Genomic DNA, 14,087 nt, shown 5'->3' with positions numbered 1-14,087 from the left:
TGGCGGTGGCAACCTCATTCGTCAGCGGAATTCTGAAAGAGGCTGAGGAGGCGTTTCCGCCTCCTCGATCAAGGCCTTACTCGATGGCCTTTGCTTCCTTGCGCGTCGCGATCAGCGAACCGATGATGCCGGTTGCGAGGATGGCGACCGTGACACCCAGCGAGACGGCGGGCGGGATCTTGGCGATGCCCAGCATGTCGGCGACGAAAATCTTCGAACCGACGAAGACCAGAACCGCAGCCAGCGCATATTTCAGATAAGCGAAGCGGTGGATGAGGGCGGCGAGCGCAAAGTAGAGGGCGCGCAGGCCGAGGATCGCGAAGATGTTCGACGTGTAGACGATAAACGGATCGGTGGTGATCGCGAAGATCGCCGGGATCGAATCGACTGCGAAGATCAGGTCGGCGATTTCGACCATGATGAGCGCCAGAAAGAGCGGCGTCACGAAGGTCTTGAGTTTGCCGGTGGCCTCATCGGTTTCCTTGACGAAGAATTTCTCGCCATGCAGCCTGTTTGTCACCGGAAGGTGACTGCGCAGGAACTTCAGGATGCGGTTATTGCCGATATCCGATTCATCATGGTCGGACGAGAACAGCATCTTGAGGCCGGTGAAGACGAGGAAGGCCGCGAAGAGATAAAGCACCCAGTGGAAGTTTTCGACGATGGCCGCGCCACCGGCGATCATGATGCCGCGCAGGACGATGACGCCGAGGATACCCCAGAGCAGCACGCGGTGCTGATATTGGCGGGGAATGGCGAAATAGGAGAAGATCATGGCGATGATGAAGATATTGTCCATCGCCAGGCTTTTTTCGACCACGAAGCCGGTGACATATTCCATCGCCGACTGTTCGCCGGACTGGTACCAGATCCAGCCGCCGAAGGCCAAGCCGATCATGATGTAAAAGCCGGACATCAGCAGGCTTTCACGAACGCCGATTTCCTTGGAGTTCTTGTGCAGCACGCCGAGATCGAGCGCGAGCAGGCCAAGGACGAGAGAAATGAAGACAGCCCACATCCATGTGGGGGTGCCGAGAAAATCGTTGAGGAGGAACTCCATCAGTCAACCTTTAGCCGGACGAGGTTGGCTTTGCGGATGGGGAACGTGTGTCAAGAATATACGTGGGCCCCAACCTAAAGAAACTCGACATCACGTGTTGTCCGGTAACACGTCAGAGGGGCCCGAGTTCTGATCACGATGGGTAAATGGGTGGCCCCTTGATGTTTTCAAGGGCAAACTCGAGAAAAAATTGGCAGGCGCTGTTTGACAAATTTGTAAAACGACTATAGAAGCCGCCCCAACGCCGGGCAGTGATGTCCGGTGTGTTTTGTTGACTGCCTTGCAGTTTAAAGGCTGACGTTCGGCGGTCAATATCACCGACATGTCCCGTGGTTTCTCCATTTGCATGTGAGAAGCCTGTCAGAGGCCCTGAAACGGGCTTCAGAGGAGGGCGTGTTTCCTTGAACCGGTTTGGCAACAAACCGGCATAACCTTTTGAGAAGGAAATACGATGAGCAAGCGCGAATCGGCTAAGTATAAAATTGACCGCCGCATGGGCGAAAATATCTGGGGCCGTCCGAAGTCCCCGGTCAACCGCCGTGAATACGGCCCGGGCCAGCACGGCCAGCGCCGCAAGGGCAAGATGAGCGACTTCGGCACGCAGCTGCGCGCCAAGCAGAAGCTCAAGGGCTACTACGGCGAACTGCGCGAAAAGCAGTTCCGCGCCACCTTCGACGAAGCAAACCGTCGCAAGGGTGACACCTCCGAAAACCTGATCGGCCTGCTCGAGTCGCGTCTGGACGCCATCGTCTACCGCGCCAAGTTCGTTCCGACCGTTTTCGCTTCGCGCCAGTTCATCAACCATGGCCACGTCACGGTTAACGGCGTTCGCGTCAACATCGGTTCTTACCGCTGCAAGCCGGGCGACGTTATCGAAGTTCGCCAGAAGTCCAAGCAGCTCGTAACCGTTCTGGAAGCCGTTCAGCTCGCTGAGCGCGACGTTCCGGACTACATCGAAGTTGACCACAACAAGATGGTTGCGACCTACGCCCGCGTTCCGGCTCTCTCCGACGTGCCGTACCCGGTCGTCATGGAACCGCATCTGGTAGTCGAATTCTACTCGCGTTAATCGACGCGTTTCAGTATTCAGGAAGCCGCCCTTCGGGGCGGCTTTTTTGTTTGCGGGGAAGGCTTTGCATGCAGGACATTCAGGCGATCGTCGATTCCATTTACGACAGCATGGCGCCGAGGCTCGGCGAGGGGAAGGTCGCGGACTACATTCCCGAACTTGCCAAGGTCGATCCCAACCAGTTCGGCATCGCCATCACCACCGTCGACGGAACCACCTATACGGCCGGCAATGCGCTGACGCCATTTTCGATCCAGAGCATCTCCAAGGTCTTCATGCTGACGCTGGCGCTTGGCAAGGCGGGGGAAACGGTGTGGAACCGGGTGGGGCGCGAGCCTTCGGGCTCTTCCTTCAATTCCATCGTCCAGCTGGAGCACGAGCACGGAATCCCACGCAATCCCTTCGTCAATGCCGGTGCTATCGTCGTGACCGATATCGTGCTTGCCGGCCACCAGCCGCGTGAGGCTATCGGCGAGCTTTTGCGTTTCGTTCGTTATCTCGCGGATGACGATACGATCAGCATCGACGATACGGTGGCGAAATCCGAGCAGGCGACGGGGTTCCGCAATTTCGCGCTTGCCAATTTCATGCGGTCCTTCGGCAATCTGCACCACCCCGTGGAATATACGCTCGGCGTTTATTTCCATCAGTGCGCGCTGTCCATGACCTGCGCGCAGCTTTCCCGCGCCGGACTGTTTCTTGCCAATCGCGGCCGCAATCCGCTGACGGGGCATACGGTTGTGTCGGACAGGCGAGCGCGGCGTATCAATGCGCTGATGCTGACCTGCGGCCATTATGACGGATCGGGCGATTTCGCCTATCATGTCGGCCTGCCGGGCAAGAGCGGTGTGGGCGGCGGCATCCTGGCGGTGGCGCCGGGTAACGCGTCCATCGCCGTCTGGTCGCCGGGTCTCAACAAGGTCGGCAACTCGGCGCTCGGGTCACAGGCGCTGGAAATGCTGGCGACGAAAACCGGCTGGTCGGTATTCGGGGCTTGATATTGCCGGCGGATGGGGGCATTGCCTGCATTAAGAACGGCAGTCGTGCCGGAGCGAGCTGATGATGAACATTCTCACCAAGATCGATGACTTTGTAGATCGGGCCGGGGCCGACCAGATCGGCGCAGATCAGGATCCGTCCGAAGAGAACGGCAGCTCGCATCCCCTGTTCGACAATGCACCGCGGTCGGTTTCCTTCAACAAGCTGCGCAAGCGGCTGTTGCGCAACGTTCGCCAGGCCTTCACCGATTTCGGCATGCTGAATGGCCAGAAGCGCTGGCTTGTCGGCCTTTCCGGCGGCAAGGACAGCTATGGGCTGCTGGCGCTGCTGCTCGATCTTAAATGGCGCGGCCTTTTGCCGGTGGAACTGGTTGCCTGCAATCTGGATCAGGGCCAGCCGAATTTTCCAAAGCACGTGTTGCCGGAGTATCTGGCGAAGATCGGCGTGCCCCATCGCATCGAATATCGCGACACCTATTCCGTGGTGAAGGAAAAGGTGCCGTCCGGCGGCACTTACTGTTCGCTCTGTTCGCGGCTCAGGCGTGGCAATCTCTACCGCATTGCGCGGGAGGAGGGTTGCGACGCGCTGCTGCTTGGCCATCATCGCGAGGATATTCTCGAAACCTTCTTCATGAATTTCTTCCATGGCGGCCGGCTGGCCGGAATGCCGGCGAAGCTTTTGAATGACGAGGGTGACCTGATGGTCATGCGCCCGCTTGCCTATTGCGCCGAAGAGGATATGGCGAAATTCGCGGCGGCGATGGAATTCCCGATCATTCCCTGCGACCTCTGCGGCTCGCAGGACGGGCTTCAGCGCAATGCGATGAAGGAGATGCTGGCCGACATCGAACGGCGTATGCCGGGCCGCAAGGACGTGATGCTGAGGGCGCTTGCCCATGTCAATCCGTCGCATCTGCTCGATCCGAAGCTTTTTGATTTTTCGGCGCTTTCTGTCACCGGGGCGTCACCTGAAGAGCGTAGGGAGGCCAACTCCCCCTTATGAAGAAGTGCCCCGCCCGATGACCCTTTCCGACAAAGATATCGACTTCCTCGTTTCCACCGTTGCCGCTGCCGGCGCGAATGAAATTCTTCCCCGCTTCCGAAACCTGAGCGCCGGTGCGATCTCCGAAAAGACCTCGGCCGTCGATCTCGTCACCGAGGCCGATGTTCTGGCGGAAAAGGCGATAACAGCCGCTCTCCTTCAGCGATTTCCGAAGGCCCATATCGTCGGCGAAGAGGCCTATGAGGCGGACCAATCCGTCATTCCCGCACTTGCCGATGCGCCGCTTGCCTTCGTGATCGACCCCATCGACGGCACTTTCAATTACGCTTCCGGTTTTCCCGCTTTCGGCACGCTGCTTGCGGTCACCGTCAAGGGCGAGACGGTGGCGGGCATCATCCACGATCCGGTGATGGGCGATACCATCGTTGCCCTGAAAGGCGAAGGTGCGTTTCTCAACCGCAGGAACGGTTCGCAGGCGAAGCTCAGGGTTGCCGATCCCGCGCCATTGTCCGATATGGTCGGCATCTTTTCCTGGGGCCACAGCCATCAGGATCGCCGGCCGGTGATTGCGGCCAATATGGCGAAGATCAAGATGGCGCTGTCGCTCAACTGCTCGGCACATGAATATTGGCTCGCCTCGGCCGGCAAGCTGCATTTCATCGGCCATGAAAAGCTGATGCCGTGGGATCATCTCGCCGGCGTGCTCATTCATCAGGAGGCGGGCGGTTACACGGCTCGTTTCGACAATACGCCCTATCGGCCGGGGCAGACGGAGGGCGGCATCCTGTCCGCTCCCGACAAGGAAAGCTGGAAGATGCTGCGACGGGAAATCGTCGCCTTATAAGATCGCGCTCAAATAGAAGGATATCGCCCATGGCTCTCGAACTCGACATCGCCTCTCTCGCCAATGCGCTTCAGGAGGCGGCGGCAGTGGAAATCCTGCCGCGGTTCCGCAATCTGGGCGAAGGCGATGTGCGGATCAAGAGCGAGGCGATCGATCTCGTCACCGAGGCTGACGAGGCCGCCGAGCGGCTGATCCGTGCGCGTGTGCAGGACATCATGCCTGATGCGCTGTTCATCGGCGAAGAGGCGGTGGCGGCGGATGCGTCGCTGCTCGGCAAGCTTGCCGATGCCGATCTTGCCGTGGTGGTCGATCCGATCGACGGCACCTATAATTTCGCTTCCGGCCTGCCGCTCTTCGGCGTGATGATGAGCGTCATCTCCAAGGGCGAGACCGTTGCCGGCCTCATCTTCGATCCCATGGGCAATGACTGGGCGATTGCCGAAAAGGGTTCCGGCGCGTGGCTTTGCAGCGCCGACGGTTCGCAGACCGAGATGTCGGTCGTGCCGGCGCCGGAATTGTCGCAGATGGTCGGCATCGCCAATACCGGCTATTTCGACGTGGAGACACGGCGCAAGATCCTGACGAACCTCGCCGATGTGCGGCTCTTCACCAGCTATCGCTGCGCGGCGCATGAATATCGCCTGTTCTGCGGCGGCCACATGCATTTCCTGATGTATAACAAGCTGATGCCCTGGGACCATCTGGCCGGCACGCTGCTGTCGCAGGAGGCGGGCGCTTACGCGGCGCGCCTCGACGGCTCGCCCTATCTGCCGAGCCATTTGGATGGCGGGCTGCTGCTCGCGCCAGATCAGGAGACGTGGGAACTGCTGCGGGAGAAGATTTTTACGGTTTGAGGTGGTGTTGTCTAAGGGGCAGGGCGGAAAGGCTTTTGCCCGTCATGCCGGACTTGGATACCGGCATCCAGTAGCCGCGCGTCTGCGTGGCGGAAGACTCTTCTCAGCCCAAAGACTTGGGCTGGCTGGACCCCGGATCAAGTCCGGGGTGACGGAATGCGTATGACGTGAACCGTCGATCAATAAAAAGGGCGCGGAACAGAATTCCGCGCCCTTTCATTTTTCCATCGCCCCTCAGCGGGTCGGCTTGTTATGCGCCTGAAACAACACGCCCTTTTCACCGATCAGCACGAAGATGAGGCCGACGATGGAGACGGCGAAGAAGCCCGCCACCATGGGCAGCGCCGTGCCGTCGAAAGACTGGCCGATGGCCGCGCCGATCAGCGAGCCGCCGACGGTTCCCATGAAGCCCATGACGGAGGATGCGGTGCCGGCGACGTGGCCGAGCGGCTCCATGGCGAGCGAGTTGAAGTTCGAGCCGATCCAGCCGAACTGGAACATGGCCAGCGCGAAGAACACGATGAAGATGGCGAAGGGCATCGGTTCCGGCCCCAGCACCTGCACCAGCAGCCAGACGAAGGTGATGGCGATGAAGCCGAGCAGCGAGCCGTGCGACAGCTTGCGCATGCCGAACCGGCCGACCAGCCTTGCATTGACGAAGGACGAGAAGGCCATGAACAGCGCCACGCCCGCAAAAGCCGCCGCAAACCATGCGCCGAGCCCGTAAATGCCCTTATAGACCTGTTCGACCGAGTTGATGAAGCCGAATAGCGCCCCGAAGATGAAGGTGCTTGAGAGCGTATAGCAGAGCGCGATACGGTTGGTGAGCACGATCTTGAAACCGCCGAGGATGGAGCTTGCGGTCAGGGGGCGGATATCGTCCGGATGCAGGGTTTCCGGCAGGCGGAAATACATCCAGGCCGTCACCACGGCGGCAATGGCCGCCATGAAAGCGAAGATCAGGTGCCAGTCACCGAAAAACAGCACGATCTGGCCGGTACCGGGCGCTATGACCGGCACGACCATGAAGACCATCATGATCAGCGACATGACTTCCGCCATCTGCCGTCCGCCATAGATGTCACGCACGATGGAGACCGTGATGACACGCGTTGCCGCCGAACCGATGCCCTGAATGAAGCGTAGCATCAGCAGCCCGGAGAAGGACGGTACGAAGACCACGGCGATGGCTGAAACGATGTAGATGGCAAGCCCGACGAACATCGGCTTGCGGCGTCCGAAGCGGTCCGAAATCGGTCCGTAGAGAAGCTGGGCGATGCCGAAGCCGAGAAGATAGCTGGAAATCACATATTGGCGGTGGTTTTCGTTCTCGACGCCGAGCGAGGCGCCGATTTCCTGAAGACCGGGCAGCATGATGTCGATGGCGAGCGCGTTCAGCGCCATCAGCATTGCGGCAAGCGCGATGAATTCCGTGCGCCCCATCGAGCCTGCGCGCGAAGCGGTGGATTGTGAAAGATTTGTCACAGGATTGCCCCAAAAAGAACGGCAAAGGCGTTGCATGAAGCAACGCCTGGCATAAATTTCTGACAATCAGGGTGGGCCGGATGAACCGGCCGAAATCAGGCCGCGCCGCGGACGCTGATACCCTGTTCTTGGAAGTGGTTTTGAAGTTCGCCGGACTGGAACATCTCTCTTACGATGTCACAGCCGCCGACGAATTCGCCCTTGACGTAGAGCTGCGGGATGGTCGGCCAGTTGGAATAGTCCTTGATGCCCTGGCGGATATCTGCATCGGCAAGCACGTTGATGCCCTTGTAGTCGACGCCGAGATAATCGAGGATCTGTACCACCTGGCCGGAAAAACCGCACTGCGGAAATTGCGGGGTGCCCTTCATGAAAAGAACGATATCGTTGCTCTTCACTTCGCTGTCGATCATGTCGTGAATGCCGCTCATAGGCCTATTCCTTTCACATGCGGTTCAAGGCCGCTGCTTTCTGTTTGTTCCTAGATAACATGTCGTGGCGCGATTTCCACCCGGAAAGCGTAAAAAATGCGTCCGTGTTTTAATGCACGACATGCCAAAAAAGTGGCTTGCGACGCCTCAGCGATATCTCTGACGGCTGCGGGCGGCGGCCGTGCGTCTTTTGCTCACCTGCTTCTTGGCTGGCTTGGGTTTGACGGCGGCGTTGATCGCGGCTTCCAGAACCGAGCCGACGATGCCGCCGGCCAGCGAGCCGGTGCTTTTCGTCCGGCGCGCGCGGCGCGTCTTGCGGATACCGGTCTTGGTGAGGATTTCAGACAGCGCGCCCTTGACGACGCCGTTGAGTACTTGATCGACGATGCCAGACAAATTTCCCTCACCGATAAATAAATCACATTTCCGTCGCGATTTTTACTATACGTGCATCGCCCGCTGTATCAAGCGATCCTTTCGGGTGTCTCTAGCGCGGTTTTGCTTTTCTCCGAAACGCAAAAGCGCACTATCTCTTTGTTTTTACGCATTGTCTTAACGTAAAAGCGATTGCGCTTTTACTGGAAATGCTCCGGCCGAAGGTTCATGCATGCCAGCCGTCAAGTCACGACTTGTTCTTTATTTCCCCGGTTTCGATCCGCTCGATGCGGCCGCCCATCATCTGCGTTATCAGCGGGCGGCGGCGTTGGCCGGCAAGACATGGGATGTCGATTATGCCGTGGGGCCGCTGGAGAATGCGCCCGGGGGCGAAACATTCACGGTTGAGGCCTCGGCGGGCGACTGGCGGACGCGCTCCGACATTTTCGTTTACGACCATAATGCGGTGATATCGCAATTGCGCGATGAGCCCGTCTGGCGGCAGATCTGGCTCGGTTTCAAGGCAGGCGCCGGCATCATCGCCGAGGGCGGCGCGGCGCGTTACTTCCGCCACGCCTGGCGTTTTGGCCTGTTCTTCATCTTTCCGTTCCTGCTGATGCTTGTCGGCGGTGCGCTTGCGGCGGCGATTGCCCTGTCGCCCTTAATTTTCGCCTTACCTCTCTGGCTCTTGGCGATCAGTCTTCCCGTCGCCGCCCTGTTTTTCGTGAAGGCTTTCCTGCCGTTTGCGGAGTGGTTTCATACCCTGCATCTTTATGCGGACTGGCGGTTCGCGCTCGCAGTCGGCCGCGATGAGCCGATTGCCCGTGACTGGATCGAGGAGAGGGCAGCACTTGTTCTGACGGCGCTGGAGCAGCCTTCGGACGAGGTTCTGGTGGTTTCCCACAGCATGGGCGCTAGCCTTGCGCTCGCCGTGATCGGCCGTGTGCTGGAACTGAAGCCGGATGCGCTGGATGGCCGGAAACTGTCCTTTGCGACCTTGGGCGGGGCGGCGCTGCAATGTGCGTTCCTGTCGAGCGCCGACCGGCTTCGCGAGAGCGTCGGTTCGATTGCGCGTCACCCGGAGGTGACATGGTTCGATATCCAGTGCCTGACCGATCCGATTCATCTCTACCGGTGCAATACCGTGGGCCTGACCGGTCACAGGGATGCGCCGCAGCCGAAGATCGTGCCGATCCGTTTCAAGCATTCGCTCTCGCCGGACCGCTATAAGAAGAACAAGCGCAACTTCCTGCGCATGCACCGGCAATATGTGCTGGGGCCGGACCGCAGATCCGGTTACGATTTTACCCTGCTGACAGCGGGCCCCTTGCCGGCCGCCTCCTTCGCCGCTCTGGATTCGCAGACGCCGCCCGCCTTGTAAGCGGCGACGACCCATTCGGCCGGACATGAAAAAAGGCCCGCGTGAGAGTATCACGCGGGCCTTGATTTATTCCGCAGGTTTCACGCTCTGCCGCAGGCGGGACAGAGACGGTCTGTTGCCGGAACCGCTTTCACGGGCGCAATCATTCGGGAGCCGAGGTCTGCAGGGCAAGGGCATGCAGAACGCCGCCCATATTGCCCTTCAGCGCGTCATAGACCATCTGGTGCTGCTGCACGCGGGTCTTGCCCTTGAATGCTTCCGCAACGACTTCCGCCGCGTAATGATCGCCATCACCGGCCAGATCGCGGATCGTGACCTTTGCCCCGGGAATTCCCGCCTTAATCATGTCTTCAATGTCGCCGGGTTTCATGGGCATGGTGTTTCTCCTTAATTCATTCTGCGGCGAGCAAAGTTTCGCCGTCCATGAATTGAGGGAACCACGATTCATAGGCCAAGTGCAATTCTTTAATCTCGACAGCCCGCGCCGTGCCCAGCTTTACGGTGGAACCGCCGGTAACGCCGATGACCGGGCAGGAAACGCCCGCCGCCTTCGCCGCTGTCTGCACCTCATCGAGATCGGCCTTTTTGACCGTCAGAACGTAACGGCCCTGATCTTCGCCGTAGAAGGTGAGGACCGGGTTGTGGCCTTCGACCGCGTCGATGGTCGCGCCGATGCCCGACGAAATCGCCATTTCGGCGACTGCAAGTGCGAGACCGCCCGAGGAGCAATCGTGAACGGCGGTGGCAAGACCGTCGGTGATGAGGCTGCGGACGAAATCGCCGTTGTTCTTTTCAGCGGCCAGATCGACATGCGGCGCCGGGCCATCGATGCGGCCATGAATGTCACGCATGTAAACCGACTGGGCGATATGCGTGCCGAGGCCGGCAGGGGCGCCGACGAGCAGCACCACTTCGTCAGCGGCGGCAAAGCGGATGCGTGCCATGCGGCTCCAATCCTTCAGCAGGCCGACGCCGCCGATGGTGGGGGTGGGTAGGATCGCCTGACTGTTGGTCTCGTTATAGAGCGAGACGTTGCCGGAAACGATCGGGAATTCCAGCACGCGGCAGGCTTCGCCAATGCCCTTGATGGCATGGACCAGCTGGCTCATGATCTCGGGCTTTTCCGGGTTGCCGAAATTGAGGTTGTCGGTGGCCGCCAGCGGCAAAGCGCCGGTGGCGGTGATGTTGCGCCAGCATTCGGCTACGGCCTGCTTGCCGCCTTCGAACGGGTCGGCCTCAACATAACGCGGCGTCACGTCGGAGGAGAAGGCGAGCGCCTTCTTGTCATGGCCTTCGACGCGAACCACGCCGGCATCGCCGCCGGGAAGCTGCAGCGAATTGCCCTGGATCAGCGTGTCATACTGTTCGTAGACCCAGCGGCGCGAGGAATTGTTGGCCGAACCGACCAGCGACACCAGCGCATCGGCGATATCGGCGGCTGGGACGTCGTTTTCCGCCAGCGGCGCGGGCACCTTGGCGGGCGTCCATGGGCGGTCATATTCGGGAGCCTCGTCGCCGAGTTCCTTGATCGGCAGGTTGGCGACTTCCTCGCCATTGTGCAGCACGCGGAAGCGCAGGTCGTCGGTGGTCTTGCCGACGATGGCGAAGTCCAGGCCCCACTTGACGAAGATCGCCTTGGCGACCTCTTCCTTGGAAGGCTCGAGAACCATGAGCATGCGCTCCTGGCTTTCCGACAGCATCATTTCGTAAGCCGTCATGCGCTCTTCGCGCACCGGTACGGCGTTCAAGTCAAGCTCGATGCCGAGATCGCCCTTGGCGCCCATTTCAACGGCCGAGCAGGTGAGGCCGGCCGCACCCATGTCCTGAATGGCGATAACCGCACCGGTCTTCATCAGCTCAAGGCAGGCTTCCAGCAGGCACTTTTCGGTGAAGGGGTCGCCGACCTGAACGGTCGGGCGCTTTTCCTCGATGGATTCGTCGAATTCGGCGGACGCCATGGTCGCGCCGCCGACGCCGTCGCGGCCGGTCTTCGCACCGAGATAAACGACCGGCAGGCCGACGCCCTTGGCTTCCGAGAGGAAGATCGCGTTGGACTTGGCAAGACCGGCGGCAAAGGCGTTAACGAGGATGTTGCCGTTATAACGCGGATCGAATTCCACTTCGCCGCCGACGGTCGGCACGCCGAAGGAATTGCCGTAACCGCCGACACCGGCGACGACGCCAGCCACGAGGTGGCGGGTCTTCGGGTGGTCAGGCGCGCCGAAACGCAGGGCGTTCATGGCGGCGATGGGGCGTGCGCCCATGGTGAAGACGTCGCGCAGGATGCCGCCGACGCCTGTTGCTGCGCCCTGATAGGGCTCGATATAGGACGGGTGGTTGTGGCTCTCCATCTTGAAGACGACGCAGTCGCCATCGTCGATATCGACCACGCCGGCGTTCTCGCCGGGGCCCTGAATGACGCGCGGTCCCTTGGTTGGCAGGGTCTTCAGCCACTTCTTGGAGGATTTGTAGGAGCAGTGCTCGTTCCACATGGCCGAGAAGATGCCAAGCTCGGTAAAGCTCGGCTCCCGTCCGATCAGGTCGAGGATACGCTGGTATTCGTCGGGCTTCAGCCCGTGGGATGCAACGAGTTCCGGGGTGATCTTGATGGAGTTTGGAATCGACATAGGTCTCACGCGGTTCGAGCCGAGGAAAGTTTCCGGTTCTTTAGCGCAAGAGGCTCCATGGCGCGACAGGAAAATGCGCCGCTTTGCCGGCTAATTGGCGGTTTATGCGGTTATTCACCCGTTGCGACCCGTATCACGCCACGCTTTCATAGCCGGCGGAGCCGTTATCCAGCAGGTGGCGGAGGATGCCGAAGGCATGGGTCAGCTCCTCGCGGGTGGAAGGCCCGGAAAAGCTGATGCGGACGCGGTGGAAAACCTTGTCCGTCCGTCCGGCCTTGAACTCGTCCTCGTCGTCGATCAACACGCCTTCCTTCATCGCCGCATTGCGGAAGGTGCCGGAAAGCCATGGTTCGGGCAGTCTCAGCCACAGGAAGGCGATGTCGGGCAGCGAATTGAAGTCCAGCCCGGTAAAGACGCGCCGGGCAATCGCCTCGCGCTCATTCAGTTCGGCGATGCAATCCTTGCGGATATCGTGGGCGTCGCCGCTATTGACGAGGCGCGCATTCAGTTCGGCCAGCATGAAGGGCAGGCCGCCCGTCATCATCGAGTGGGAAATACGGATGCGCGAGGAATATTGCGCGGGGCAGGCGACCCAGCCGCCGCGCACGCCGGCGGCGACGGATTTCGACAGGCCGCCGACGACGAAGGTAATGTCGGGCGCAAATTCGGCGATCAGCGGGATCGCATCGCGCGTCATCGCGCCATAAAGATTGTCCTCGACGATCCACACGCCGTAACGGCGGGCGATATCGGCAATCGCGCGGCGGCGCTCTTCCGGCAGGGTGGCGCAGGTCGGGTTCTGGCCGGCCGACATCAGGAAGATCATCTTGGGGTGCTGCTGGGCGCAGACGCGTTCGAAATCGTCAGGGACAATGCCGTTCTCATCCGCTTCCACCAGCGTCACCCGCCGGCCGGCAAGGGCGGCGCTGCGGCTGATGTGGGAATAGGTGACGGGTTCGAAGACGATGCGGTCGCCCGGCGCGGTCATCGCGGACATCACGCTCATCACCGCCGCATGGGCGCCAAGCGTCGAAACGATGTTTTCCGGCTTCGGCGACCAGCCGTTCTGGGAAAGCCAGCGAACGCCCGCCATGCACCAGTTGTCGGGAAAAGAGCGGGCATAATTGGTAATGTCCTGGGGATGCTCTCTGGTCACCGCCTCGATGTGCCTGGCGATCAGTACGCTCTGGCCGACATCCGGCGCAGCGGTGGTGTTCAACCGGAATTCGGCGCTGGTATCGACGGCATGGCGCGTGCTGCCGAAGGCGGCGGTTGTCGACTCCATGGGCAATGACGGGGCAGGAGTCTTGCGCTCATTGACATAGGTGCCGCGTCCGACCTCACCGCTGACGAGGCCGCGCTCATGGATGAGCGCATAGGCCCGGCTGATTGTGCCGATTGTCACACCGAGATCGTAAGCAAGATTGCGCTGCGGCGGCAATTTCGAGCCGGCCTGCAGGATGCCGTCGGAAATCGCGCCTTCGATACTGTCGGCGAGGCGCAGGTAAATCGGGCCGTCGCCCTCGGTAATGTCGGGAAGCCAATTTGTCATGGTGACAATTTATGCATTGTATCCATGCCCAAGTCAATTGTATTTATTGTCTGCATTGAATGAGGCTAAACGCACGGAGACAATAGGTGCAATATGCGCAAGATGGATCAATACCTTTCGACAGCGGATACACTCTATCCTGATGGCTACGAACGGGAACGCGTGTTCCGCGATGCCGGCGACATGGTCGCACCGGCGCCCTTTCCGGCCAAGATCGCCCGCACGCTTATTGGTCGCCTGATTGCGGGCGTATCCTCATGGCAGCGGAAACGTCAGGGACGTTTTGCCCTGCGGGAACTTTCGGACGATCTGCTGGACGATATCGGCGTTACGCGGGATGAAGCCTTGAAGGAGGCGGCGAAATCCCGGCTGTTTTCCTGGCCGCCGCGGCCGCTTTGATTTTTTGTC

14 protein-coding genes are annotated in these 14,087 nt (G+C 60.2%); 7 read left to right on the top strand and 7 right to left on the bottom strand.

All coding sequences use genetic code 11. The features are described 5' to 3' along the window. Positions 1-76: 76 nt before the first annotated feature. On the bottom strand, positions 77-1,060 hold the full coding sequence (locus CFBP4996_RS07615) for a TerC family protein (protein WP_080851653.1): 984 nt from the start codon (positions 1,058-1,060) through the stop codon (positions 77-79). Positions 1,061-1,511: 451 nt separating this feature from the next. Between CFBP4996_RS07615 and rpsD the strand changes: the two genes are divergently transcribed. The 5 genes from rpsD (at position 1,512) to CFBP4996_RS07590 (ending at position 5,828) form a co-directional block, all read left to right on the top strand. Continuing rightward, positions 1,512-2,129: a 30S ribosomal protein S4 gene (rpsD, locus tag CFBP4996_RS07610; RefSeq protein WP_003520423.1), complete on the top strand. Its 618-nt coding sequence runs from the start codon at positions 1,512-1,514 to the stop codon at positions 2,127-2,129. Between the two features lie 68 nt (positions 2,130-2,197). Continuing rightward, the gene (locus CFBP4996_RS07605; RefSeq protein WP_059760375.1) at positions 2,198-3,127 is read left to right on the top strand and encodes a glutaminase; all 930 of its coding nucleotides are present in this window, start codon (positions 2,198-2,200) and stop codon (positions 3,125-3,127) included. A 61-nt stretch (positions 3,128-3,188) separates the two neighbouring features. Continuing rightward, the gene (gene ttcA, locus CFBP4996_RS07600; RefSeq protein ID WP_162935854.1) at positions 3,189-4,130 is read left to right on the top strand and encodes a tRNA 2-thiocytidine(32) synthetase TtcA; all 942 of its coding nucleotides are present in this window, start codon (positions 3,189-3,191) and stop codon (positions 4,128-4,130) included. 16 nt (positions 4,131-4,146) lie between these two features. Then, positions 4,147-4,974, top strand: coding sequence for an inositol monophosphatase family protein (locus CFBP4996_RS07595; protein WP_035263086.1), 828 nt, complete (start codon positions 4,147-4,149; stop codon positions 4,972-4,974). Positions 4,975-5,003: 29 nt separating this feature from the next. Beyond that, positions 5,004-5,828 carry an inositol monophosphatase family protein gene (locus CFBP4996_RS07590; RefSeq protein ID WP_035263088.1) on the top strand — a complete coding sequence of 275 codons (825 nt, stop codon included), beginning with the start codon at positions 5,004-5,006 and terminating at the stop codon, positions 5,826-5,828. A 234-nt stretch (positions 5,829-6,062) separates the two neighbouring features. Here the strand turns inward: CFBP4996_RS07590 and CFBP4996_RS07585 are convergent, their stop codons facing one another. The 3 genes from CFBP4996_RS07585 to CFBP4996_RS07575 all read right to left on the bottom strand — a co-directional run bounded on the left by CFBP4996_RS07585 (position 6,063) and on the right by CFBP4996_RS07575 (position 8,140). Next, entirely contained in the window at positions 6,063-7,271 is a 1,209-nt protein-coding gene (locus tag CFBP4996_RS07585) for a multidrug effflux MFS transporter (RefSeq protein ID WP_035263090.1), read from the bottom strand. Between the two features lie 137 nt (positions 7,272-7,408). Then, positions 7,409-7,744 carry a Grx4 family monothiol glutaredoxin gene (gene grxD / locus CFBP4996_RS07580; protein ID WP_003520429.1) on the bottom strand — a complete coding sequence of 112 codons (336 nt, stop codon included), beginning with the start codon at positions 7,742-7,744 and terminating at the stop codon, positions 7,409-7,411. A gap of 147 nt (positions 7,745-7,891) precedes the next feature. After that, positions 7,892-8,140: a hypothetical protein gene (locus CFBP4996_RS07575; RefSeq protein ID WP_003520431.1), complete on the bottom strand. Its 249-nt coding sequence runs from the start codon at positions 8,138-8,140 to the stop codon at positions 7,892-7,894. Between the two features lie 211 nt (positions 8,141-8,351). Here CFBP4996_RS07575 and CFBP4996_RS07570 point away from each other — a divergent pair, with 211 nt between their 5' ends. Further along, a complete protein-coding gene (locus CFBP4996_RS07570; protein WP_080851655.1) occupies positions 8,352-9,500 on the top strand; it encodes a hypothetical protein in 1,149 nt (382 codons plus the stop codon). Positions 9,501-9,642: 142 nt separating this feature from the next. On the opposite strand, the gene CFBP4996_RS07565 is transcribed toward CFBP4996_RS07570, so the two are convergent. From CFBP4996_RS07565 to CFBP4996_RS07555, 3 genes are all read right to left on the bottom strand, one after another. Then, on the bottom strand, positions 9,643-9,876 hold the full coding sequence (locus CFBP4996_RS07565) for a BolA/IbaG family iron-sulfur metabolism protein (RefSeq protein ID WP_003507909.1): 234 nt from the start codon (positions 9,874-9,876) through the stop codon (positions 9,643-9,645). A gap of 16 nt (positions 9,877-9,892) precedes the next feature. Continuing rightward, positions 9,893-12,127: a phosphoribosylformylglycinamidine synthase subunit PurL gene (purL, locus tag CFBP4996_RS07560; protein WP_080851657.1), complete on the bottom strand. Its 2,235-nt coding sequence runs from the start codon at positions 12,125-12,127 to the stop codon at positions 9,893-9,895. Between the two features lie 133 nt (positions 12,128-12,260). After that, a complete protein-coding gene (locus CFBP4996_RS07555) occupies positions 12,261-13,679 on the bottom strand; it encodes an aminotransferase-like domain-containing protein (RefSeq protein WP_080851658.1) in 1,419 nt (472 codons plus the stop codon). A 93-nt stretch (positions 13,680-13,772) separates the two neighbouring features. Between CFBP4996_RS07555 and CFBP4996_RS07550 the strand changes: the two genes are divergently transcribed. Beyond that, positions 13,773-14,078, top strand: coding sequence for a DUF1127 domain-containing protein (locus tag CFBP4996_RS07550; RefSeq protein WP_020810369.1), 306 nt, complete (start codon positions 13,773-13,775; stop codon positions 14,076-14,078). Positions 14,079-14,087: the final 9 nt, after the last annotated feature.

The organism is Agrobacterium leguminum (assembly GCF_005144435.2).
Classification (GTDB): domain Bacteria; phylum Pseudomonadota; class Alphaproteobacteria; order Rhizobiales; family Rhizobiaceae; genus Agrobacterium; species Agrobacterium leguminum.
This window is presented reverse-complemented; position numbering and strand designations above follow the sequence as displayed.